Raw genomic sequence first — 20,032 nt, 5'->3', positions numbered from 1 at the left:
CATGCTCAAGAGGGGAACGGCATGACAATTCACGATACCGCAGCAGGCGTTCGATCCGCCACTTTCGCCGGGCGGATGCGCTGGCTCGCTATCGCGACTGTTGGCGTCTTGCTGGCGTTCTTGTTCACATATGCCGACGCGACGGCACAGGATGTGTCGCCATTGCCGAGCCGGCCAACGGTCGACCTGCCGGTCGGGCAAGGACGCCTGCTGCGTTTCAATGAACCCGTCGAATCGGTCCTGATCGCCGACACCACGATCGCCGACCTTCAGGTCGTGTCGCCGGGGATGGTCTATGTCTTCGGCCTGAAGCCCGGCCTGACCAACCTCATTGCAATCACGGCCGATGAGCGGGTCGAGGCAACGGCCCAGTTCCGCGTCACCCCCGATCTCGCGCCTGCCAACGAAGCGAAAGCCGCAATGCAGCCGAACTCGGCGACAAATCTCTCGATTTTCGGGACCCGCATTGTTGCGACCGGCGAGGCACAAGGCGTCGAGGAGGCAACGGATGTCGACAATATCGCCCGCACGTTCTCGCCGCCGGAACAGCCGCCGCTGAACAACATGACCTTGCAGGGGTCGCAGCAGGTCAATATCCGGGTCCGTTTCGCCGAAGTCTCGCGCACTGAGCTTCAGTCGTACGGCGTCGACTGGTCTGTCGGGTACAGGAGCGGCGGTTTTGAATTCAACATGTTCCAGGACAATGGCGTACCCTCCGGCACCGGCAATCTTGGTTTGAGCATGGACCAGGCGCAGGGCATCAACTTCGACATTCTCATCGAAGCGCTGCAACGCAACGGCGTCGTCAAGATACTGGCCGAACCGAACCTGACAGCGATGACCGGTCAGACCGCGAGCTTTCTTGCCGGCGGCGAAATCCCGGTTCCGATTCCGCAAGGAACGGACGTCGTTACCGTTCAATACAAGTCGTTCGGCGTTTCCCTCGGGTTCACCCCTACGCTGATCGGCCGCGATCGCATTGCGCTCCATGTTCAGCCGGAAGTCAGTTCCTTGTCGGAAGCAGGCTCAGTCAGCGCCAATGGCTTTGCCATGCCGAGTTTCGTCGTGCGCAGGGCTGACACCACGGTCGAAGTGGCGAGCGGCCAGACCTTTGCGATCGCCGGTCTTTTCCAGCAACGGACCTCGCGTAATCTGGAAAAGTTTCCGGTTCTCGGCGATGTGCCAGTGCTTGGCCCGCTTTTTCAGTCACAGCGCTTCCAGCGCGAAGAGACGGAATTGGTGATCCTGATCACGCCCTATCTGGTCGAGCCGGTGCGCGACAGCCTCGCCACGCCGCTCGACCGTCCGGCAGCCAAGCGCCACAGGAAGCGCGCCAATGACGCATCGGCGATGGGTCTGATCATCAAGTAGCGGGGAACCGGACATGACATTTCGCATCGCTTTGTGCTCTGTTGTTCCAGTGCTGCTTGTGGTCGGCTGCGCCAACATCCGGCAACAGCCGCAGGACTATTCTCCCGGCTACAGCTATGTGTCGACCGACACCGGCGGTTCCGAGAAGGGCGTCGGCGGCTCCGTGCTTGCTCCCAATGCTTGTCTGAACGAACCGGCCGATGACGACCGTTCTGCGGCTGCGACCGATCTGACGATCGTCCGCGGCGTCGGCTCCCACCTGCCGCCCGGCTGCGCCAACGCCTACAATCTTCAACGCATGGCCGAAAGCCAGCGGGACCTCGTCGAGGGCCGGCGCATGGGGGCGGCGGCGGCGGCGCCGACGGCAAATGCCGCGCGGCGCTACCTCAATGGCGAAGAGGCGCCGGTCGGTGGAGCCAACAGCGGGCCGCCGACGCCGCAAACAACGCTGCCAGTCGAGTGAGCCGATGCGGCCTTGCAAAAGCGCGTCGCGTTTGCGCGACATGCATTAGTTTGTCCGGTTGTTTGCGCGTCGGGCTCGACCCTTTCCGGACCGATGCGCTAGAGCGGTTCATCGTTTCACGGAAACGCCGAACCGCTCTATCTCCTTGTTTTTGCGCATTTCCCCAGGGAAAGCGCTATGCGCTTTTCCCGGGAAAACCGTTTCACACTTTTCCTGGAATTGCGCTAGCCGAGGATAGAGCCGAGCGCTTTCGCCCTTGCCTGTGTGCTGCCCTTCGACCGGATGGTTCTGGCACGCGCAAGCAAGGTATTCACCTCCTTGGTCGCCAGGCCGATCGGCGGCGAGGCCCTGACCTGGTCGGCCTGGCCAAGAAGTCCGTAGACCACGACGACGTTGCGCTTGTGATGCAACTGCGCATTGGGTGCGGCGGAGATCTTCTGGACCAGCGGGAGTGCTGTGGCGGAGTTGCCTTCGAGCGCCGCGGCCAACGCCATGTTGCTCTCGACGTCGAGATCCCCCGGCGCAAGTTTCAACGCCTGAGCAAAAGTGGTCTGCGCCTCCGCGGTCTGGCCGGCGAATGTCTGCGCCACGCCCAGCCTGATATAGGCGCTGCTGGTATTGACCAGCGGCGCGGCCTGCGCGAGCGCGCGCATGCCGGCATCGATATCGCCCGTTTCCATCATCGCCGAGCCAAGCCCGAGCATTGCCCCTCCGTCATTGGGCGCTTTTGCCAGCGCGGCCTGATAGGCTCTAGCCGCCTCGGCGGGATAGCCCGCTCGCATATAGGCCTCGCCCGCCTTGACGAAGGCGCTCGGCTTGGCATCCGGCATCGCTGCCGCGCGCTGGTAGAGCGCGATTGCGGTGCCACTGTCTCCCTGCGCATGGATATCGTCCGCAAGCTTGATCAGACGCTCCGATTGCGACGACGGGCCCTGTGCCTTTGCCTGCTCGGTGTCGGTTTTGGTCGTCTGACAACCGGTCACCGCCAGCATGGCGACGACGGGCAAGAACACGACGTGCAGCCGCATATCCACCTCTCCGTATTCAAGCCCGCCGCACCTTACACACGGCCCTGGCCGACTGGAACCACAACAGTGCGATAAGATTGCAACATGGCCGAAGAAGCTGAGGAAAAGAAACTACCGGCGTCCGACAAGAAGCTTCGCGACGCTCGCCGCAAAGGCCAGGTTTCGCAGAGCCGCGACCTCGCCTCCGGCTTCACGCTTTTCGCAGCGCTAGGCTATCTTTATTTCGCCTGGCCGATGCTGTTCGGGCACCTTTCGGAACTCGTGCAGACCGTGACCACCCCCGGCGATTCGTTCGTTGAAGTCAGCCTGCAGGCTATCCGCCATTCGTTGTCATTGCTGATGCTTGCCACCTTGCCGCTGGTCGGAATCGTTGTCGTTCTCGCCGTGGTCTTCGGCATGCTGGGAACATTCGGGCCGGTCTTTTCGTTTGAGCCGCTCAAGCCGCAATTCGATCACATAAACCCGGCGAAGGGTCTTCAGAAGATCCTGTCGCTGCGCAACGTCGTCGAGTTCACCAAAGGCCTGGCCAAGGTGGTGTTGCTGGCCGGCCTGTTCGCATTCCTTTTGATCGCGTGGCTGCAGCCGCTCTTCGATGCACCGGGATGCGCTCCGTCATGCCTGGAGCCAATTATCAAAGCGGTGCTGACACCGCTTGGAATTGCCGCCGCCTTGGCCTTTGTCGTCATCGGCGTGATCGATGTTCCTATTCAGCGCTGGCTGTTCCTGCGCGACATGCGCATGACGACAACCGAATATAAGCGCGAAAACAAGGACCTCGAAGGCGATCCGTTGATTCGACATGAACAGCAGCGACAGCGGCGTGAGGCCGTGATGCAACCGGCGAAGCTGGGCGTGAAAAACGCGGTCATCGTTTTCGTGTCCGGTGACCGCTCAGTGGCATTGCGTTACGTCAGGGGTGAAACGCCGGTGCCGACGGTCGTCGGCAAGGGCCAGGGCCGAGCGGCTGACGAGATGACGGCTCAAGCACGCCAGGCAGGTATTCCGGTGATCGAGGATGCGGCCGTCGCCGGCCCACTCTTCGAAAATACGAACACCGGAGCTTACATCGGCCAGGAGATGTTCCCACCGGTCGTACGCCATCTTGTCCGGCTCGGGCTCACTTGAGCCATGCGCGAACCGACCTTGCCGCAATGCCTGAGCAGCACGGCAAGGTCAGCAGCGACAGCCGACTACTTGGCTGAACCCAACAGGACGTCGAGATCGACCGCGTCTGCCATTGCCTTGTATCCCGCGTCGTTGGGATGGAGGCGCGATTTGAGTGTGCTGTCAGCCTTGAACGCAGCCTCGTTTGTGAAATTGCCCGGGCCGGAGATGTAGGCGGTTTGCACGCCATCCCAATGCACCGACGACAACGCCGTCTTCTTCGGCAGGAAAATGCTGACCGAGATTTCGGAAAGCGCTTCTGCCGAGAGAGCAATGGGGTCGCTGAGGATCGGAGCTCCCGGCGGAACGACCACAGAACTATTGCCGCCCCAGGTCAGAGGCTTCAAGGTCGCCTGATCGACGTTGCCGCCCTTGCCTGCTATTGCGACGCTGCCGGCACCGATGGTCAGCGGCTTTTCGCCGAAAGCATTCGACAGCACGACCCGCACGCTATTGCCGCCAACGCTGATGCGGGCGACCTGGCGGACGGTCTGGTTCTCCAATACCTCCGGCACTCCGAAGGGCGCAGGAAGATCATCCGACCAGCGCGGAGCAGGTGTGGCAGCCCAAGTGGTGATCCAGGCTGCCTTTTCGGCGCCTTGTGCCGAAAAACCTGCAATCGCGGAACCGGCTGCCGCAGCTGCACATATCAGGATGATCTGACGTCGACGCCGTTTCCTCCCTGCGGCGGTAGAAAGCTCCGATGAAACCTTATCCGTGAAAACCAAAGGCCTGTTGAGCCGCATTTTTATCTCCTCCTCGAGACATGCTGGTAATGCCGCCGCCGGGCTCATTATGACGGGCTGCCCAGGGAATGAAATTCGACTTCCGTGGCAATTTTGGACCAGCGTCAGGAGCAAATATGCGAGCGCGGAAACTAGTTCCTCTGGACAGTAATTTTGACAGTTTGGGCCGATCGGCAGCGACCGTCGATAATTCGCGTCAGTGGCAATCGCAAACCTCTAAGATTAGCCGAACCACCCCTCCACTTCGTCATCCTAGGCGAAGCAAGGAGCGAAGCGACGCGGCGCAGACCCTGGGATGACGAAGGTGTGGTGGCTTGTGGCTAATTGCAAACCCTTGAAATTGGCAGGAGGAGATCGGTCGGCGGCAACCATCACAGCCTCCTTTCAGGCTCAGTCAAAGAAACGTCCGCAGCGCCCTCGCCGGATTCACTGGCGGACATCGATCCTGGGGCCCAATGTCTGGGTCATGACCCGCCGCACGACCTTGCCATCCGCGACATCGAGGCAGACGGTATCGACCAGGTATCGATACGCCACGATGTCGCGAGGCTCCAGCGCCTCAAAAGCGCGGTGCAGGAACGGCATGGAATAATGATGGTGTGGATAGAAGTTGTAACCGACCGCAACAGCCGAGTTCGCCAGGTTCGCGGCGCGATTGTGCTGGCCAAGAATAAACGGCGCCGGGCGGGCCGCATCGTAGTCAGGCGGCGTGATCGGCTGTTCGACTGGATAGGCGCACTCCTGGGTAAGCTTCATGATCTCGTAGTTGGACGAGGCAATTTCCGACGACTTTGGCTGCACCTTCCTGATCCCGATCTGGCCCCAGGCTGAGGTCGGAACGTGGCCGGATTCACGACGATATTCCTGATAGCCGAAGTGACGGGCATAGAGCAGATAGGAGGCGTCGCGGAAAAAGCTCGGTGCGACCCGCACCCAGTCACCTTCTTTCGTCAGCGCCTCGAAATGTGCTTGCCGGATTTGCCTTGAATCGTACCAGCCGAGCCGCGCGTTATAAAAGACCGCGTCGCCGAATATGGTGAGAACAATCCCGGTTACGATGGCAGTCGTGGAAAACGAACTTTCCTTCATTCTCGTCAGAGCCGCGACGATCAGACTGTTCAAGATGATCCAGTGCAGAAAAAGGGCGCCGCTCAGAAGGAAGATCCCGATATGCATGATATCGAAGAACGCGGTCAGCCCGATGAGCCACCGCCTGCGCAAAAAAGCGAGAAAGCATAGAAGCTGCGCAGCAAGGATAACGACATTCATCGGAACCTGGACCGCCCTGACCGCTTCATAAGCATGAGCGAGCAGCGATTCGGAAAAGCCCAGCGGGGCCGCGCCCAACCCGTACCCGGCCAGCATGATGGAACTGGTCGGGTTCTCGAGGATCCAGCTCAACGGCCCTCCGTCAAGCGTGACCTTGGCCATCCCGGACATGAAGTAGTTGCCAAAATGGGCGCCGATCCCAGCCAGCAGCAGTATGCCGGCAGCCTGGGCCGCGAACTCCCTGGTTCCGAGTTCGCCAACGCTGGGCAGGTTCCTGGTGAAGAGCTTCAGCCGGCTCAAACTCTGCAGCAGGCCAAGGGCCAACAGGCCACAGGCCAGGAAGAGACCGACCTCAATCAAGGGCGCATAGTCGTTGCGGCCCAGTTCCGCAGCATCGGAAACTGCCCGCGTGACGTTCTTGTGGAAGGCGAAATAGACCATCGGGAAAATGGCGAAGGATGGCCGCAGGATCGAAAAAAGCGCCGCCACAAGCGCGATCAGGCGAGAATAGACGAGTACATTGCCCACCGCGTCGGCGCGAGCTGCGTCGGCAATGCCGAGTTCGTCTCCAAGCCCGAAGCTGAAGAGGCCCAGCGTTATCGACAGTCCGACGACGATGATGCGCGCAGCCCGCGCCTCGGCGGGATAGCGCACGAATGCAAAAAGGCAGCAAAGCAGAGCCAACCCGATGGCGCTGACCGTGGCGAGGGCAGGATCGTGCCACGCCACGCGGGATGCCGCCTTCTCGTACAACAGGATCGGAACGACCCCGCACAGGACCGGGAAAAAAAGAAGGGCTGCAAGGACATAACGCTCAACGGGTGAACGGTCGATGCCGACTGACGGCCAACGCCGGGCGCTGCCCGCTCCGATGCTCATCCCATGCTTCTCCCGTCTTCCGGAATTTTCGCCTCACCTGTTCGGTTTTCGGTGCTCACCTTCCGGGGGACGGGATGAGCCCTCACGCGACCGCACACTGCAGTCGGGATATTGCTGCACTGCAACAGAACGCGTACTACAACCTAAACGCACAGGCAACGACGAAAGTTCAAGATGCCCTGGCGATAAATGTCGGCGTTAAATTGGCAGTTTCTGCTAATTTAGGCACACAACAGCAACGATGGTCTCCCGGCCAGGGTCACAGTGCCCGGTGACGCGCCAGGGTGCAGGTTAAAAAAGTGTTGCATCACCACCTAAAATAGTAGCAAATGCTGCGTTGCAATACTCGAGAGTGCGATGCAACACTAGGTTTGTCTCGCTGACCTGCATGAAGCCGATCGCATCGGCGTCAGGTGCAGGCTCAGTGGCTGAAGAGGCCATGGACAATGGTACTCGACACCCCCGCCAAACAGGTCGCCGACGATGGTATCGTCGTGATCGGCGCTGGGCTCGGTTCAGCCTTTTTCCAGCAGCAGTTCGCCAGACGGAGGAAAGCTCGCGTTCCCGTCCTCGAATGGGGGCGCCACAACGCGCATGATCGGCAACTCGAACGCGGCGCAAACAGCAATACCCGGGACGAGGACAGTTACGCCGGCAACCGCGAGAAGCTTTGCCAGGTGGAGAAAATACCATGACGGTGTTCTACGATAGCAGCCATCCGGACGCTTTCGTCGGCGGAGCCGGCAGCGACGCCGTAAGTTTCGGCGCTTCGTCGCGTGCAGTCATCGCCGATTTGGCTTCCGGCCATGCTTACAAGTTGCTGAAAATACTGCCTCTGGGCGATTCCATTACATATGGAGTGATCGCGAGCTCTTCCGATATCGAAAGCGGCGGATATCGGAAGTTCATGCTGGAACAGTTGGCGGCACTCAATGTGAAGATCGACTTCGTTGGTTCCTCGTCCAACGGACCCGCCGGCATGGGCGATCGGGATCACGAGGGTCACCGCGGCTGGACGCTCAATCAACTGAACGGCATCGACAACGATGTTGTGGCAGCTACGAAACCCGACGCCGTGCTGCTGATCGCCGGAACCAATGACAGCTCGACCGATAGCGTGCCAACGATGCTGCAGGATCTGCGCAGCCTTTTGCTCAGCCTGACCTCCAGCGATCCCGCCTTGACCGTCTTCGTCGGATCCGTGCCTCCCGTTCGCGTCGGCCAACAGTCGCAAGCGCGTGCAGACCGTGTCGATGCGTATAATGATGCAATGCCAGGCCTGATCTCCGAACTGGCCGCTCAAGGGCGTAAGATCGTCTTTGTCGACATGCGTGATCTGACACAAGATGACATCACGGCGCCGCCGCTTGACAGCGGGCTGCATCCGACTGCCGGGGGCTATGCAAAAATCGCCTCACATTGGATCGACGCACTGGAACAGCATCTCGGCCTGGACGGGACCGGCATCGGAAGCGACCGCGATACCTTCACCAGCATTGAAAGTCTTACAGGCTCTGCCTTTGCCGACCAACTCGGCGGAAGCGAGGGAGCCAATGTGCTGGGTGGGCTGGCTGGCGATGATTTGCTGGAGGGCCGCGGCGGCTCCGACCAACTCATCGGCGGGGCCGGCGCCGACACGCTTGTCGGCGGCACGGGTAATGACGTCTACTATGTCGACAATGCCGGTGACAAAACCATCGAGGCGACCAATGGCGGCGTCGACGAGACGCATGCGTATACAAACTGGACCCTGGCCGAAAACGTCGAAAACCTCTTCCTGAGGTCGGCTGCCAATCTGGCGGCAAAAGGCAACGGGCTCGCCAACACCATGGTGGGCAACGGCGCAGCGAACACGCTCGAAGGCCTCGGCGGCGCCGATCGGCTGGATGGCCGGGGCGGGTCGGACCGGCTCGTCGGTGGTCTTGGCGCCGATATCCTCATCGGTGGAACGGGAAACGACAGCTTCGTCTTCGCCGCCGGCCATGGTCACGACACCGTCACCGACTTCGATCTTTCCGGCGATGATCTGCTGGAAATTTCAGGATACCAAAACTACAGCGAACTCCGGCAGGTCGGGAGCGACATGCTGGTCGTCTTCTCCGACAGTGACACTGTCCTCCTGAAAAACGTGACCAGCGCCTCCTTGAGCAGTTCGGATTTCGTCTGGAACGATTCACTCGACGAGCCGCCGCCGGGGTCGATCGTCGGCGACGACGGCGACAACACGCTTACCGGCGGCTCCGGTGCGGACGTCATTTATGGAATGGACGGCAGCGACGTCTTGAACGGAAAAGCGGGCGCCGACACGCATGTCGGCGGCGCCGGTAATGACGTCTACCATGTCGACAATGCCGGCGACAAAACCATCGAAGAGACCAATGGCGGCTTCGACGAGACGCATGCCTATACAAACTGGACCCTGGCCGACAACGTCGAAAACCTGTTCCTGAGGTCGGCTGCCAATCTGGCGGCAAAAGGCAACGGGCTCGCCAACACCATGGTGGGCAACGGCGCAGCCAACACGCTCGAAGGTCTTGGCGGCGCCGATCGGCTGGACGGCCGGGGCGGGTCGGACCGGCTCGTCGGTGGTCTTGGCACCGATATCCTCACCGGCGGAACGGGAAACGACGGCTTCGTCTTCGCCGCCGGCCATGGCCACGACACCATAACCGACTTCGACCTTTCCGGCGATGATCTCCTGGAGATTTCAGGATACCAAAACTACAGCGAACTCCGGCAGGTCGGGAGCGACACGCTGGTCGTCTTCTCCGACAGTGACATGCTTTCACTAAACGGTGTCCTCGTTGCAAGCGTCTCGAACAGCGATTTTCTCTTCGTGTAGAGCGGCATCTCCCTACGCTATGTCAAAGACAGTCGCTGACATGCGGTCTCTTCGCGTAAATTGCCCTTCGTCGTTGGCTAAAGCGCGTCGCGTTTGGCCGCCTCATGCGACGCGCTTTAGGTTGTTGTTTTTATGCATGTCGTTATCGCAAAACCGCTGCACACCCTCGGGTCAGGCCCAAGGGCATGCTTTTGCGCGACATGCATTAAACCTCTTTTGCTTTATTCGCCCGTTTCGGTCTCGATCAAGACAAGGCGGTCGGTACCGGACTCCGCACCCCATACCTCGCCGGAGCGCCCGTTGAGCTGGCGCACGTTGGCGTTGTCGCGGTCCGACGGGAAGCTCGCGAAGGTCTGCGTTGCCGGGTCGAAGCGGACGATGGCGTTCGCGCTGAAATCGGTGAGCCAGACCTTGTCGCGTTCATCGACATAGACGGCATAGGCCTGGGGCTCGTCTCCGGGCAGCTTCCAGCTGCGCCAGTCATTTGCGGCCGGATCGAAGACGCTAACCTGGCCGGCGTTCCATTCGCTGACCCAGATGCGGCCTTTGGAATCCGACCAGACGCGGCGGGCGCCCTGATCCGCGGTCGGCGGGTCGATCGGCGAAGCCTCGCCCCGTAGGCGCCGCGACCGCGCGGAGCGTTCCAGACCTCGACCTTGCCGCTCGCCGGATCGAGCCTGCGGTAGATGCCCTCCTGCCCGGTGAACCAGAGCCTCCCGTGTTTGTCGAAGGAACCGGTGTTGAGGTTCGCGTATTCCGTGCCCCTCGGGGAGCGGAAAGGCCTTCACCGCTTCCGTTTCGGCATCAACGCGCACGATGGCGCTGAGGCCGCCGTCGGTCACCCAAGCGGCGCCGTCGGGACCGACGATCACGCCGTGCGGCGCCGAACCGTCGCCAAGGGTGATGTGCCTGACGGCGCCTGTATCAGGATCGAGCCGCCCAAGCGCGCCTTGTGCCTGGGCGGTGTACCATACGGAGCCATCCGGCGCCGGAGCGACATCGTGCGGGCCGGCACCCGCCGGAACGGGATAGTAGCGGACCTCCTCCGAGGCGGCACGCGCGGCCACCGAGCAGAGCAGCGCGGCGAACAGCGCCGACGCAATCGTACGAAACATGGCGAACTCCTCACATCGCGCGTTTCAATTTGCACAGCGAGCGACCCAAATATCCTTTTCGCGCCACTGCGGCGGCCGAGCCGCAGATGGCGAGCTCGCGGTGTCGCTTGCCGATCAAAGTCAGGAGCTAGTGTAGCCCCTGCCCTCGCCCAGGCCTGCAAGCCCAGAATCGTCGATAGGCGGTAGTATCGTGGGAAAAACCTGCATTACGACGACGCAACCGCGGCCCGCAATCAGACTTGACGCGGGAAAGTCGTCAGCTTTGCCGCAAAAGTTCCCGCGCCAACTCTTGCCATTCCTCATCAATCGTCAAGGTCGACGGCGCGGCGCCGCAGCGACGATACCAATACTCCGCATTGGATTGATCGCCTTCCTTGCGATGCAGGTAGGCATGCACGCGCATACCCGCCGTATCGTCGCGCAGCTGTGCGCGCTCGTGCGCCTTATCCCAATCGCCCTTTGCATCCCACCACAGCGCCTGCAGGGCAGGACTCACGCCGGCGGGCGGCTGTGATTTCGCAATCGAATTTCTGAAGGCTTGCAGATCCATTCTTCCCCCGACGTGAGGTACATGGGCGGCCGATAATAGTCCCGGATTCCCCAACAGCAAAGTCGCATCGCACAGCAAAGAGGCGGTGCTCGTGTGCGTGCCATTGTCCAATCTCGGGCGCAGTCGACGCAGTCTGCACGGCAGTGAGCGGTGTCTCGTTGCCTGGGAAAGCGCACATGTCCGGTGCGGCGACCTACGACGCCGACGTAAAGGACTTACCGAGCGATCCGAGCACGAGCGGCACCACTTCCGGTTCATTATCTTCCCGGAGGATGGCGTGGAGATGCCCGAGCACACGGGAAAGGCATCATTGAATGATCAAACGCGAGTAGCCAAGAGCAACAGACTCTAATGCGGTGCGATTGAGAATCGTCAGCGAGCCGTGGTCGTATTGGGTCAGATACCGCCGTTCCCATTCCCTCAGGCAACGATTCACTTTCGCTCGAGACGCCGGGATCATTGCCGCGAGGTCGGTCTGCGAAATGTGGATTCTCTGAGCCCCATTCACGGTAGCCGTGCTGTGCGGGGTCTCAGTCAATCGCAGGAGCGTGCTCGCCAACCGAACGGATAGGGCATTCGACGCACTGTGGATCACTCGCTCTTGCGCGTCGTGCGTTGCTTGGCATAAGTACGGGATCACCTTCAGTGCGAGATCTGGGTGCTTGTCGAAGACACTAGCCATGAAAGCTGCTTCGATTTGGAGCAAGTCGCTGTCCACGACTGATGCAGCGTTCATGTTACTGTGTCGCGCGACGAACAATCTAGTCAAGTCAAAAGTGTCACCGGGACCGAGATCTGAAAAGATGAATTCTCGGCCGTCTGTGAGGGGAACACTAAGACGAACTTTTCCGCGAATTATGTAGTAAATATAACGCGGGATGTCTCCAAGGTGAGTTAAGACTTTATTCTTTGGAACCCTCCGTAGGATGGCTGCTTTCGCCATTTCATTAAGAGTATCTTGTCCAAATTGCCGAAATAAGCGTATGTTGTTCAGCTGTTTGACTCGAACCTCAGCGCCATTCTCTGCCATGGCTCCCTCTCTCTGATAGGGTAAGCGCCCCCGGTCCCCTAAAGCATTGCCTAGACCACCTGTTTTGAACGAGTCCGACCTCCAGTCCGTTCGCACGCGAACGCGTTAAGGCAATATTAACACATTAGGATACGATAAAATAGCGACTCGTCTGTGCCCGGGGTAACAGCGACATGTCTCCGAGACATTTAAATCAAATCTAACCGACTGGAGGCCGTTGGGATAACCCCCTCCTTATGGGATGGCGTGTGCCATGACCCAAAGAGGAGAAGGGATGCAACAGGATTCGGGGGGTCGTCTTATGCGGCATGCACCAACCGAGGCGTCGCGTGCGCTCTGGAAGCGGAGCGTAGAGCCGCTACGGCTCCCCGTGGGAGCAGTTTGCGTGTTTCTCGCAACTGCTGATTTCCTCCTTGGACAGACAATACTTCTTGCGTCAATTGAGCTCTATCATAGGGCCTTCGAGGTGAGGCCGCCGGATATCTGGGATTCGATCTGCCTAAGTGTTACCGCCGGCATATTGCTGGTCACATTCATGACCGCCAGGGGCGCCTACACGGTTAGTGGCATCCTGGACGATCACTGCAGGATCAAAACACTCTTTAGCGGCTGGCTGTTTGTTTTCTTTTCAATTCTCTGGCTCGCCTTTCTCACGAAGACGACGTCGACGTTCTCGCGCGGCTCCTTGACGCTGGCGTTTGCGGTCGGATTCCCAATCCTGCTGCCTGGACACGCAGTTCTAGCGCGTGAGCTGAAACGGCTTCTGGCGGCTGAGAGACTCGTGTTGCGCACAGTTTATCTGTTTTACTCCGGCGTTCCTGGGAAGGAACAGGGGATAATCAACAAGCTTGGGCAACAGGGCATCGCGGTTTGTGGCGTTTCGAACATCGAGAACGATGATGGCACGATCGCAGCACGGTCGGTGCATGCCGCCGTCGCAGCTGCACAGACGGCGTTCCGTAATGGCTCGTATGGGGCAGTTTATCTCTTTTGCTCTTGGGACCAGCGGAAGTTGATCGAACGCATCCTGGAGGAAATGTCCCGCCTCCCGCTGCCGATTTATCTTTTCGCCGACGCCTACATAGATAGAATTCTGGCTGGAAGGCCGCTGCACACCGGCTGGCAGCGAGCCTTCGAAGTCCAGCGTGTGCCGTTGAGGCCTGCCGAACGCCTGCTCAAGCGGTTGTTCGACATTGCTGTTGCATCCCTGCTACTGCTGTTCCTTTGTCCGTTGATGGCCTTGGTCGCATGTGCCATAGCGCTCGAGAACGGTCGCCCTGTGCTGTTCCGGCAGATGCGACGAGGTTTTGGTGGTAAGCCGTTCAATATTTACAAATTCCGATCTATGACGGTGCAGGAGAACGGTGCACAAATTCGCCAGGCTCAGCGTAATGATGCGCGGGTTACCCGACTTGGCCGGATATTGCGCCGCTCAAACATCGACGAGCTGCCGCAATTGTTCAACGTGCTTCGCGGGGAGATGTCCCTGGTTGGGCCCCGACCTCACGCCGTCGCTCATGACGATACCTACAGTGTGATCATTGCGAGCTATGCTTATCGCCATCATGTAAAACCCGGTTTGACAGGCTGGGCTCAGATCAATGGCTTTCGAGGGGAAACGAAGGAACTCTGGAGGATGGAAAAACGCGTTGAGCATGACCTCTGGTATATAAAATCCTGGAGCATGCTTCTCGACATTAAGATAATTTGGAAAACTGCTCTACTGATGTTTTCGGATCGTAATGTCTATTGACGTATAGCAGCTTCTCAGGAACACAAATATGTATTCCTCTTCCGACCAATTGACCGGATAATTTTGATTCTGATGCTTCGGGCGATCCCGCCGCCAGCGAGTACATCAAGCCTCACAATCGGGTTCGCGCCCGTTCAGTCGCCGGACAGTGGCGCATCTCGCAGGTTAGCTCAAAGCGAAGATCAACGCGAGGCGGGGAGATGGTCGGAGCAACGCATGACGGAACCTCAGCAAAAAGCCGGGGGCAGTCGGATCTTGCCATTCAACGGTTCAGGACGGACCACGGGCTCATTGCGGCGAACGGAAAGCAGGCTTGCTGGCGGCGCAGCCGACTTCAACACGAGAAATTGTGCAGTCCTATGAGCTTCCGCTCGACGGCATCCGGCTCTTGATTTCCTCTAGAATGTTGGTTGCGCGTGCGATGCGGCTGTACCTGGACAGAAAGTCTGCCTTCGCCTGCTGACCAATCTGATCCCGAAACGCCTTGTTTTCGCGCAGGCGCTGAAGAGCTTTGACCCAGTCGGACGGGTTGTCTGGCGACACCAGAACGCTGTTGATGCTATCGCTCAAAACTTCTCGTATAACTGACAGGTCGGAGGACACTATGGGTTTGCCATGCGCCATATATTCGAAGAGCTTGAGCGGCGACATTCCCTCAGCGATATTTCGACCGCCGCCCTGGCCCTCTACATCTCTAAGATAGGGCGCGAGTACAACGTCCATTTCGGCCAAGTAGGCACATGTCGCGGCGTGAGGAACGTAGCCGTGAAACACTATGTTCGGGCATTTGGCCAGCTTCGATGTCCAATACTCTATATCGCCTGGTGTTCCCCCGACGATGTGAAATGCCGCCCAGCCGCATCGAGGCGCAATAGCGCTTATTATCTCCATGCCTTTTCCCTTATACAGGTGTCCGACATAACCAACCTTGAACGTGCCGCTGAGGCTGCATGGCTCGACATTCGGCGGAACAGGATCCGCGCCATTGGGCGCGATGAGAAATCTTCCCGCATGTTGAGGAAAGAGGCGGATGCTGTCGTCCCGCAGACGTTGCGACGTGACGACCAGCATACGGAATGTCTCTAGGCCTATCAGTTTGGCAAGGCGCTGACGCTGACGTCTGCTCAAACTGCCAATCGGGTCGTGAAGCTCAAAAACGGTCGTGAACCCGAAAAGTCCGGCAGAAACAAGCGCTACAGTAGGCGAGCGTGTAAAGACGACTTGCGGCCGCAGCCAGACCGCAGCAAGCAGCGCCAGCACAGCAAAAAAAAGCTCCCGGCCGGGCACAGGCCAAAAGGGCACAGGGAGAACGCGGAATGGGAACTCGGTACCGAATCCGTATTCGCGCGCGATCTTCTCATAATGATCCCGTGTATTCATGGAGGCGCGTGGAAGCGCTAGTAGGACCTCCGCTCCGGCAACCCGAAATGCATGGCACATCTTTGCGACTTGTACCGCATTGGCGGCCGCCGCCGGGACGTGCGCAGAATGTATATAGAGAAGCCGCATAAGAACGATCCCATCACAGCCCATCTTTCATGCTTCTGTGCTGCTCGCAGTCAAGCAATACCCAAAGACTTAAATTGGCGAGGTGTAACAAGGGCTCGCGGTTACTGGCGATCAATCGACAACAGACCGTACGCTGGCGTGTCTCAGACAGCACCACCGTCTCACGTAGGATACCACGAAATAGTCACTCGGGTGTGCCCGGGGTAACAGCCGACATGTCTCTGAGACGGTTAAATCAAATCTGACCGACTGGAAGCCGGCGCGGTCGAAGATGTCTTTCCCTTTCTATGGGAGGCTGATTTCTATCTTTCCCACCTCGGCGTCGGAAGGCATGTCAAACGCCCTGCTCGAGGCCATGAGCTGCGGCGTGGTCCCGATCACCACGGATGTCAGCGGTGCCTCCGACATTGTGGAGCATGAGCGCAGCGGCCGCCAGCAGGAAACTCAGCGTAGCGGCGACATACAACGGCCCAACGTGCTTTGGATAGAGTGCAGAAAAAGCCCCGATGTCGACGATTGCAGCCAATCCACCGGAGACGAAATAACGAAGCCCTTGGTCAGCGACACCGAGCCGCGAATTCCTTTCGATCATTGAGAACCTCTGCTGTCTTCGCGGGCCACCGCTGACGACGAAAGAAGAGGCTCAAAAACGGAATCGTGGTACGTCCTGAACGTTGGGAAATCCTTGTGCGGCACCGCTCGTCGTAGAAGGACCTGGACTCCGGCCCGGCGTGCAGCTTCCCCGTCATGTTCGGCGCGATCGCCGATCAGCACGGCGCGTTGAGGCGGAACACCTGCGCAGGCAAGAACATAGTATAGGCCGGCAGGATCGGGTTTCAGCCGGCGCACGCCGTCGTCCCCGGAGCTGGCGATGATATCGGCGACCAAGTCGAGGGCAACAAGTTTTGCAGACGCAGGATAGTCCGACCAGACCGCGATCGTCTTTCCTCGACCCGCACAGGCATCGAACAGGTCCGCGACACCGTTGAAGCGATAGCACCTAAGAAACCGGAGGGGACGTTCTTCGATCCACTCCTTGACCAAAGCTCGTACATCATCCGGTGGCAGTGAACACTCCGCCGCAGTAAGCCGATATTGGATATCCGTTATATCCTCCATCTGCTGTGCACGGCTCAGATCCTCGCGACAGCGACGGAACGCTCGCAGCGTCAGCGCAGTCCTGAAGCTCAATGTTCGACAACAGTGCGCTCCAAGTTCGATTAGCATCCGTTGTCTTAACCGCCTCTGGTCATACAAGGTCCCGTCGACGTCGAAGATGACAAGATCAACTGCAGCCCAATCGAACGTTCGAGCAAGCCCTCCCATGCCCTACCATCCAGAATTCAAGAAATCTATGTAATGCGGAAGGGAAAGTTTCTGAAGCAAAGGGACGTCGACACGACTTGTTATGCCGAAGACCGCAATGATGGCAACAATCGTGAACATCAACCACCGCGAACGAAAGAGTCTCTCTGGCCGTTGCGCAACGCTATTCTTTCGGAAGGAGAGCCATAGATAGAGAGAGAACAGCAGGGCAAAGAACGGAAATGTAAGTATATACTCCGCCTTATACTTGATAAGAAAGACCGCAAGGAAAAACGATGCCAGATTTGCATATGTAAAGCATGAGATCAGCAATCGCTCTTCGGAATAGCCGCGGAACGCGCGACGATAGAGGTGCAGAACGCCGAGGCCGGGACCAGCTGCAATGTCCCGATATTCGGATAGGCGCTTTGCTCCCATCAGAAATGCCCCGCCCATCCAATAGCAGAACATTAGACTAGACGGGGGCAGCGAGGTCGGGTCGATCATCGCCCAGCCGAGGACCAGGCGTATTGGATTGTTGACGGATTCGCTGATCACGTCGACATAGGTGCGATCCTTAAGGCGAAATGGCTTCACGTTGTAGAGTAATCCCGAAAGCAGGAACAGCAGCGTGGTCGCAAAGAAGAGTGGTCCGAGAGCCAACGCGCAGATGAGCCCCAGCCCGGCAAGCACCGCGTATTCGATGTAGATTAGTCTGGGATCAAGGTCGTGTCGTACGGATGCGCGCTTCGATTTTGTTGGGTGATGCGCATCGAATTCGCGATCGAGCCATTCGTTGATGACGTAATTGCTCGACGCGATCATGACGACGCTGAACCCGCCAAGCAGAATTCTCAAGAGGAGCTGATCTGTAGGTTCTCTCAGGACCAGAGCCAGAACTATGCCAGGTATGATGAAGACGTGCTTCGTAGAATGGTCCACACGCGCAAGCGCAAGATAGCTTCCCCAAGTGGCGTTCGACAGTTCTGACTGCATCACACAATGTCCTCTGTGAAAAGTTCTTGCCGGGCAATTGGAAAAAGAGCTTTGGTGTCATCACCTTTCCGCGGATTCGATCCGCGTCTGATCTGAGACGTAGACACGCCCATCCGGGAGCTGCTTGTAGAGGCTCAAAGGCACTACTTTGACGAGATCATTTTCAGGCAGATTGTAAAATCGCGAAGTGATGGCATCGAAGAACACGACGTAACCATTGCCGCTTATTATTGATCGCCGAAGCGATAAGATCTGCTCCTCCAATGTATTGTTCGGGTCTTCTCGCTGCGTCCGGCGTTCGAATTGACGCGGAACTAATCGAACGAACCGACCGGTCAGATACCCGAGTGCGTCGGCGCCGTTGGAGTATACAATTGCGTCGGCCGGAAGATCTTTGACGAACTGAACGAGCGGGGAGGAATGCCAAGCGGTGGCATCATATCCGATGCCGGTGGCGTAGGCGCGCCAAACCCGGTCTGTGCTGCGGACCAGATGAGCCGCAAGGACGACCGCGATAAGGACCGAAAACGCCCACAGGAGAAGACGTGGCAATCGGACTCGATACGGGCCACCCAAGGCGACCGTCGTAGCCATGACAACTGCAATGTAGAGAGGAACCGCATAGCGACTGCGGGGTCCGAACAACGGCAGGTTTGCTTCGACATGGACGGCAATAATCATGAACAGGCAGTAGAAGATGGCGAAAAGCCCAAGGACCAGGGGTAGTCGGTCAAGTGTCAGGACACGGCCTGCTACGGATTCCTTGAGAATGCGACGGCTACAGATCCACATAACTGTGCCGGATACCGCGACTGCGGCGATGAGCAGAAGAAGCCGAATCGGGAACGGGAGTGCCATCGGGACGAGAAGATTGGTCAACGTATTCAGACCCGAAAGCCACGACTCGGCGTCAGGATTGCCGTTCAGCCGGAGCTCTCGGCCAAGCCCGTTCCCGCCTGCCAATCGGCTTCCGATAGCCCAGGTCAGAAAGATTACGCCGCTGGTGATCGCGATTAGGGCGATATCGAGAAAGCGTCGCGCAAGCAGCCTCGGCCTATCGAGAAGCAAGCAAGCCGCGATCGCCAGCGCCAGCGGCGCTGCGGTGAAGCGCGCCAACATCGCAAGTCCCAGTGTGACACCGGTAAAAACCAGGAAGTAGCCTTTGCGGCTTTCGAAGTACCGACAAAACAGGAGAACCGTGGTTAGCACCAAACCAATGAACAACGGCTCGCTCATCGCAACGGCATGCAGGAATATAAATTGTGGCGACGTGACGATCAGCGCTGTCCCCAAAGCAGCGGCCGAGGTCGTCGTTGAAGAGAGCATCAGCCAGATTAGGAGGATATTGACACAGACGAAGACCAGGCCCAGCACGCGGGCCCAAGTCACGACAGATCCGTCTGCAGCTCTGACAATGTCGAGCAACCAAGCGTATAGCGGCGCATCAAATGGGGTCTCATCCAGACGCATGTAACGGGTCGAGTCCGGCAGTATTCCGATGCCGTGACGGGTAGAGATCACGAATATCGAGATTGCCGTGATCAGAAAGACGACTCCGATCACGTTCCTCGAAGATGTCCTCCACAGAACGGCTTCAGCGGTGGTCCCGTTACTAGGCATCTCTGCCCTCTGTACTTCGCCCTCTGTACTTCACGCGTCTACGAGGCCTCGGAACTCGAAATCGGGCAAGACGCTAGTAGGCGTACTGGCTGCATTGAAGTCATACCACAAAATAATCATCTCGCTGTGCCCAAGGTCACAGCGAGATGTCTCTGAGACGTTTAAATTCAACAAGCTAAATCTGACCGACTGGAAGCCGTTGGGATAACCACGCCTTATGGAACGGCATGTGCCATGACCCAAGAAGGAGAAGGGGTACAACAGGATTCGGGGTTCGTCTCCATGCGGCATCGACTGCGTATCGCTCATGTCATTACCCGTCTCATCAATGGCGGTGCTGATGAGAATACCGTCCATTCCTGCAATTGGGCCGCGCAAGGAGGACATGATGT

18 protein-coding genes are annotated in these 20,032 nt (G+C 58.6%); 7 read left to right on the top strand and 11 right to left on the bottom strand.

Annotation, left to right across the window (positions count from 1 at the left end; all coding sequences use genetic code 11):
• Positions 1 to 21: 21 nt before the first annotated feature.
• Positions 22 to 1,371 carry a type II and III secretion system protein family protein gene (locus AC0L18_RS07700; RefSeq protein ID WP_473491422.1) on the top strand — a complete coding sequence of 450 codons (1,350 nt, stop codon included), beginning with the start codon at positions 22 to 24 and terminating at the stop codon, positions 1,369 to 1,371.
• A gap of 13 nt (positions 1,372 to 1,384) precedes the next feature.
• Positions 1,385 to 1,834, top strand: coding sequence for a hypothetical protein (locus AC0L18_RS07695; protein ID WP_473491421.1), 450 nt, complete (start codon positions 1,385 to 1,387; stop codon positions 1,832 to 1,834).
• A gap of 224 nt (positions 1,835 to 2,058) precedes the next feature.
• On the opposite strand, the gene AC0L18_RS07690 is transcribed toward AC0L18_RS07695, so the two are convergent.
• Positions 2,059 to 2,862: a tetratricopeptide repeat protein gene (locus AC0L18_RS07690; protein WP_091590139.1), complete on the bottom strand. Its 804-nt coding sequence runs from the start codon at positions 2,860 to 2,862 to the stop codon at positions 2,059 to 2,061.
• Positions 2,863 to 2,946: 84 nt separating this feature from the next.
• Between AC0L18_RS07690 and AC0L18_RS07685 the strand changes: the two genes are divergently transcribed.
• Complete coding sequence (locus tag AC0L18_RS07685; protein ID WP_091590137.1) at positions 2,947 to 3,987, top strand: EscU/YscU/HrcU family type III secretion system export apparatus switch protein; 1,041 nt, start codon at positions 2,947 to 2,949, stop codon at positions 3,985 to 3,987.
• 65 nt (positions 3,988 to 4,052) lie between these two features.
• Here the strand turns inward: AC0L18_RS07685 and AC0L18_RS07680 are convergent, their stop codons facing one another.
• Both AC0L18_RS07680 and AC0L18_RS07675 read right to left on the bottom strand, forming a co-directional pair.
• Positions 4,053 to 4,820 (bottom strand): hypothetical protein, encoded by a 768-nt coding sequence (locus AC0L18_RS07680; protein WP_473491420.1) that lies wholly within the window; start codon positions 4,818 to 4,820, stop codon positions 4,053 to 4,055.
• A gap of 378 nt (positions 4,821 to 5,198) precedes the next feature.
• Positions 5,199 to 6,920 (bottom strand): hypothetical protein, encoded by a 1,722-nt coding sequence (locus AC0L18_RS07675; protein WP_473491419.1) that lies wholly within the window; start codon positions 6,918 to 6,920, stop codon positions 5,199 to 5,201.
• Positions 6,921 to 7,366: 446 nt separating this feature from the next.
• Between AC0L18_RS07675 and AC0L18_RS07670 the strand changes: the two genes are divergently transcribed.
• Positions 7,367 to 7,615, top strand: a complete 249-nt coding sequence (locus tag AC0L18_RS07670; RefSeq protein ID WP_473491417.1) for a hypothetical protein — start codon at positions 7,367 to 7,369, stop codon at positions 7,613 to 7,615.
• Complete coding sequence (locus AC0L18_RS07665) at positions 7,612 to 9,762, top strand: GDSL-type esterase/lipase family protein (protein ID WP_473491415.1); 2,151 nt, start codon at positions 7,612 to 7,614, stop codon at positions 9,760 to 9,762. The genes AC0L18_RS07670 and AC0L18_RS07665 overlap by 4 nt, the downstream gene beginning before the upstream one ends.
• A gap of 221 nt (positions 9,763 to 9,983) precedes the next feature.
• On the opposite strand, the gene AC0L18_RS07660 is transcribed toward AC0L18_RS07665, so the two are convergent.
• From AC0L18_RS07660 to AC0L18_RS07650, 3 genes are all read right to left on the bottom strand, one after another.
• Complete coding sequence (locus tag AC0L18_RS07660; protein ID WP_473491413.1) at positions 9,984 to 10,877, bottom strand: Vgb family protein; 894 nt, start codon at positions 10,875 to 10,877, stop codon at positions 9,984 to 9,986.
• Between the two features lie 256 nt (positions 10,878 to 11,133).
• Positions 11,134 to 11,427 carry a hypothetical protein gene (locus AC0L18_RS07655; RefSeq protein WP_473491411.1) on the bottom strand — a complete coding sequence of 98 codons (294 nt, stop codon included), beginning with the start codon at positions 11,425 to 11,427 and terminating at the stop codon, positions 11,134 to 11,136.
• A 307-nt stretch (positions 11,428 to 11,734) separates the two neighbouring features.
• On the bottom strand, positions 11,735 to 12,457 hold the full coding sequence (locus AC0L18_RS07650; protein WP_473491409.1) for a Crp/Fnr family transcriptional regulator: 723 nt from the start codon (positions 12,455 to 12,457) through the stop codon (positions 11,735 to 11,737).
• Between the two features lie 385 nt (positions 12,458 to 12,842).
• Between AC0L18_RS07650 and AC0L18_RS07645 the strand changes: the two genes are divergently transcribed.
• On the top strand, positions 12,843 to 14,210 hold the full coding sequence (locus AC0L18_RS07645; RefSeq protein ID WP_473491408.1) for an exopolysaccharide biosynthesis polyprenyl glycosylphosphotransferase: 1,368 nt from the start codon (positions 12,843 to 12,845) through the stop codon (positions 14,208 to 14,210).
• A gap of 357 nt (positions 14,211 to 14,567) precedes the next feature.
• Here the strand turns inward: AC0L18_RS07645 and AC0L18_RS07640 are convergent, their stop codons facing one another.
• A complete protein-coding gene (locus AC0L18_RS07640) occupies positions 14,568 to 15,719 on the bottom strand; it encodes a glycosyltransferase (RefSeq protein WP_473491407.1) in 1,152 nt (383 codons plus the stop codon).
• Positions 15,720 to 15,990: 271 nt separating this feature from the next.
• Between AC0L18_RS07640 and AC0L18_RS07635 the strand changes: the two genes are divergently transcribed.
• Positions 15,991 to 16,314, top strand: a complete 324-nt coding sequence (locus AC0L18_RS07635) for a glycosyltransferase (RefSeq protein ID WP_473491405.1) — start codon at positions 15,991 to 15,993, stop codon at positions 16,312 to 16,314.
• Here the strand turns inward: AC0L18_RS07635 and AC0L18_RS07630 are convergent.
• From AC0L18_RS07630 to AC0L18_RS07615, 4 genes are all read right to left on the bottom strand, one after another.
• Positions 16,308 to 17,045: an HAD family hydrolase gene (locus AC0L18_RS07630; protein WP_473491404.1), complete on the bottom strand. Its 738-nt coding sequence runs from the start codon at positions 17,043 to 17,045 to the stop codon at positions 16,308 to 16,310. The genes AC0L18_RS07635 and AC0L18_RS07630 overlap by 7 nt on opposite strands.
• A gap of 3 nt (positions 17,046 to 17,048) precedes the next feature.
• Positions 17,049 to 18,020: a UbiA family prenyltransferase gene (locus AC0L18_RS07625; RefSeq protein ID WP_473491402.1), complete on the bottom strand. Its 972-nt coding sequence runs from the start codon at positions 18,018 to 18,020 to the stop codon at positions 17,049 to 17,051.
• Between the two features lie 60 nt (positions 18,021 to 18,080).
• Complete coding sequence (locus tag AC0L18_RS07620; RefSeq protein WP_473491401.1) at positions 18,081 to 19,583, bottom strand: glycosyltransferase family 39 protein; 1,503 nt, start codon at positions 19,581 to 19,583, stop codon at positions 18,081 to 18,083.
• 87 nt (positions 19,584 to 19,670) lie between these two features.
• The coding region (locus AC0L18_RS07615; RefSeq protein WP_473491399.1) for a hypothetical protein at positions 19,671 to 20,032 on the bottom strand (362 nt) is incomplete at its 5' end.

The organism is Mesorhizobium sp. WSM4819, from assembly GCF_055811215.1.
The sequence above is the reverse complement of the archived record's forward strand: the minus strand, read 5'-3'. Positions and strand labels throughout refer to the sequence as shown.

Bases quoted from the DNA above. Each gene is read 5' to 3' on its own strand.
- AC0L18_RS07680 (WP_473491420.1), bottom strand. From the start codon at position 4,820: ATGAGCCCGGCGGCGGCATTACCAGCATGTCTCGAGGAGGAGATAAAA.
- AC0L18_RS07625 (WP_473491402.1), bottom strand. From the start codon at position 18,020: ATGCAGTCAGAACTGTCGAACGCCACTTGGGGAAGCTATCTTGCGCTT.
- AC0L18_RS07650 (WP_473491409.1), bottom strand. From the start codon at position 12,457: ATGGCAGAGAATGGCGCTGAGGTTCGAGTCAAACAGCTGAACAACATA.
- AC0L18_RS07695 (WP_473491421.1), top strand. From the start codon at position 1,385: ATGACATTTCGCATCGCTTTGTGCTCTGTTGTTCCAGTGCTGCTTGTG.
- AC0L18_RS07630 (WP_473491404.1), bottom strand. From the start codon at position 17,045: ATGGGAGGGCTTGCTCGAACGTTCGATTGGGCTGCAGTTGATCTTGTC.
- AC0L18_RS07690 (WP_091590139.1), bottom strand. From the start codon at position 2,862: ATGCGGCTGCACGTCGTGTTCTTGCCCGTCGTCGCCATGCTGGCGGTG.
- AC0L18_RS07685 (WP_091590137.1), top strand. From the start codon at position 2,947: ATGGCCGAAGAAGCTGAGGAAAAGAAACTACCGGCGTCCGACAAGAAG.
- AC0L18_RS07670 (WP_473491417.1), top strand. From the start codon at position 7,367: ATGGTACTCGACACCCCCGCCAAACAGGTCGCCGACGATGGTATCGTC.
- AC0L18_RS07660 (WP_473491413.1), bottom strand. From the start codon at position 10,877: ATGTTTCGTACGATTGCGTCGGCGCTGTTCGCCGCGCTGCTCTGCTCG.
- AC0L18_RS07675 (WP_473491419.1), bottom strand. From the start codon at position 6,920: ATGAGCATCGGAGCGGGCAGCGCCCGGCGTTGGCCGTCAGTCGGCATC.
- AC0L18_RS07640 (WP_473491407.1), bottom strand. From the start codon at position 15,719: ATGCGGCTTCTCTATATACATTCTGCGCACGTCCCGGCGGCGGCCGCC.
- AC0L18_RS07635 (WP_473491405.1), top strand. From the start codon at position 15,991: ATGTCTTTCCCTTTCTATGGGAGGCTGATTTCTATCTTTCCCACCTCG.
- AC0L18_RS07700 (WP_473491422.1), top strand. From the start codon at position 22: ATGACAATTCACGATACCGCAGCAGGCGTTCGATCCGCCACTTTCGCC.
- AC0L18_RS07655 (WP_473491411.1), bottom strand. From the start codon at position 11,427: ATGGATCTGCAAGCCTTCAGAAATTCGATTGCGAAATCACAGCCGCCC.
- AC0L18_RS07665 (WP_473491415.1), top strand. From the start codon at position 7,612: ATGACGGTGTTCTACGATAGCAGCCATCCGGACGCTTTCGTCGGCGGA.